At 35.2% G+C, this 2,115-nt stretch carries 6 protein-coding genes; 2 read left to right on the forward strand and 4 right to left on the reverse strand.

The window, feature by feature from the left end; genetic code table 11:
* Window positions 1-181: 181 nt before the first annotated feature.
* Window positions 182-721, reverse strand: coding sequence for a crossover junction endodeoxyribonuclease RuvC (locus HG1285_RS03720; RefSeq protein ID WP_008288808.1), 540 nt, complete (start codon window positions 719-721; stop codon window positions 182-184).
* On the reverse strand, window positions 718-909 hold the full coding sequence (locus HG1285_RS03715; protein WP_008288810.1) for a hypothetical protein: 192 nt from the start codon (window positions 907-909) through the stop codon (window positions 718-720). The genes HG1285_RS03720 and HG1285_RS03715 overlap by 4 nt, the downstream gene beginning before the upstream one ends.
* Window positions 910-945: 36 nt before the next feature.
* Here HG1285_RS03715 and HG1285_RS03710 point away from each other — a divergent pair, with 36 nt between their 5' ends.
* Window positions 946-1,152, forward strand: a complete 207-nt coding sequence (locus HG1285_RS03710) for a hypothetical protein (protein WP_008288811.1) — start codon at window positions 946-948, stop codon at window positions 1,150-1,152.
* Window positions 1,142-1,264 (forward strand): hypothetical protein, encoded by a 123-nt coding sequence (locus HG1285_RS20550; RefSeq protein ID WP_008288812.1) that lies wholly within the window; start codon window positions 1,142-1,144, stop codon window positions 1,262-1,264. The genes HG1285_RS03710 and HG1285_RS20550 overlap by 11 nt, the downstream gene beginning before the upstream one ends.
* Here HG1285_RS20550 and HG1285_RS03705 read toward each other — a convergent pair.
* Complete coding sequence (locus tag HG1285_RS03705) at window positions 1,256-1,723, reverse strand: phage regulatory CII family protein (protein ID WP_008288813.1); 468 nt, start codon at window positions 1,721-1,723, stop codon at window positions 1,256-1,258. The genes HG1285_RS20550 and HG1285_RS03705 overlap by 9 nt on opposite strands.
* Window positions 1,724-1,903: 180 nt before the next feature.
* A partial coding sequence (locus HG1285_RS03695; RefSeq protein WP_008288815.1) for a helix-turn-helix domain-containing protein occupies window positions 1,904-2,115 on the reverse strand: 212 nt, incomplete at its 5' end.

Raw genomic sequence — 2,115 nt, forward strand, 5'->3', positions numbered from 1 at the left:
GTGAGACTGAGCTATTAACATTGATAGCCCAACAGATGTAAACTCTTTTCCTTCTTGTTTTTTGAAAGGCTTCAAAAATGTTTTAAAATATTCTTTGGCATGGTGTTTGTTTGCGAAGGGGATAAAGGCTATTGCTCTGACATCCCTTTCGTCTTTTTTGTGTTTTCATCTTTATACCTCCTTAATTTTGTGAAATCACTGCTTTTAAATCAATTATTTCAGGAATTAGCATTCTAAATGCGTCAAGCTCATGGTCTTCTTTTTTGCCTTTTCTTTTTGTGCCTTTTTGGGTGTAGTTTGCTTTTATTAATAGGCTTTCATAAAGTTTATTTAAGGTTTTGAATTTTGGGGACATTGTTATTAATGGTTTTATCCTGTCAAAGCTTGCTTTCCATGATTTGTAGTGTATAAGCTGACAGTCTATGTGTATCTCATTTGCTAAGAATTCTAAGGCTGTTATTACTTTTATGGTTTTTTCTCCGTGTGATTTTCCGCCTGTTATGAACGGATTTCCGTAAACGTGATATTCTTCTATGAGCATAAGGCTAACTTGATGTTTTAGGATTAAATCTCTTACGGCTTCTTTTATTTTTGAAACTCTGTCAAAATCAGTTCCGTCTTTTTTTGAGGTTTTTATAGTTCCAATTTCAAGAACTTTGTTATTAGCTCCAACTGCATATCCTGTTTTTTCTATTCCCGGGTCTATTGCTATTATGCTCATATCCTTACTCCTTTTTCAGCTTGTAGATGGCTTTTTAAGACTTTTATTAGGTTGTTGGCCTGTCCGATTGTGAAGTTATCAAGGTTATTTAAATCCCACTGCCTTGATATTTCGTGTACGGTTTCAGGTTTTAACTTTGAGCAAAGGCTTAATATGTAATCTTTTTGTTTTTGGGTTATTTTGTTCATCTTGCTGCCCTCAAAGTATCGGTTATAATTATTTTTATGAACAGGTTTAAAAATGTTGCTAATGAGCTTGGAAAGACTTTTTTAAATATTTCTGTTGCTGTTTTGGTTTTTTTACTTTTACAGCCTTTTGTAAAGGGTGAGCTAACTTTTAAGCTTGTTATTATGGCTGTTGGTGGTTTTTTAATAAATGTAATAGCTGGCTCTGTTTTAATATATTTAGGAGGTGATGATAATGAGCGTTGAGGAATATTATGCTTGGATAATTGGTTTTGTTTCTTTAATTGGGGTTCTTGCCACTGTAATTTTAGCCTATCTAATAAAGCGTGAGGAGAAAAAGCAAAAGCATTCATCTTGACAGCTCCTTTGCTATGTGGATTATCTCAAGTATTTTCTCTATTGCTTCTAAGCCTTCTTTTTCTATAATCTCTGCTTCTTGTTTTGTTATTTTGTTGTCTGCAATTGCGTTTCCTGTTTGGTCTAAAAACTCGGAAAACTCTTTAAGTGAAACAGCTGTTTTTTTGGTTAGTATTACTGGATGAGCTGTTTGCTGGTCTATCTGGGGAAGTTTAAAGACTGCATAGCCTGACCATGATGCAAATTTTTTTAATATTTTTTCTGGTTTAACTTTTTTCCAAAGTCCTATAAATACTGCCAGCGATGGCGTACTGTCTCCATAGTGGTATGCTTTCATTGTTAGTTTAGTTCCGCCAATGTGGTCGGCTAAGTCTTCATAGTCAAATCCTTTTTCTTTTGCTTCCTGTATTAGCTCCATGCCTAAATCTGCAGCTATTTCTTTAAATGCCGGTTTACACATAAGCCTCTCCTTCAGTTTTTGACTGAGCTTTGTTTTTGGTTTTCAGTTTATCTTTACCCTCTCCCGTCATACTCTTATACTCAGGAGGATAAAAAAATGCTGAAAAAGAAAAGGCTGGGAGGGGGCAAAGCCCAACCTTTAGGAGGTATTGCTCAGGGAGGAGGGGGATGCAGCAGCAAGTCATTTTACCGCTCCTACTGGTTTATTTTCGTTAAGGTAGTTTTCTATTTCTTCTTTGTATGCATCAGGAAACACAAGCCATTCTTTTTTTATTTCTCCATTGGTTGCTTGTTCTATGGCAAGGGCATGTTTTTCTGTAGGAAGTCTTTCTCCTGTTTCTATATAAGAAATTACAGGCTGAGGAATACCAGCAATATTAGCAAGTTCTTTTG

Source organism: Hydrogenivirga sp. 128-5-R1-1, assembly GCF_000171895.1.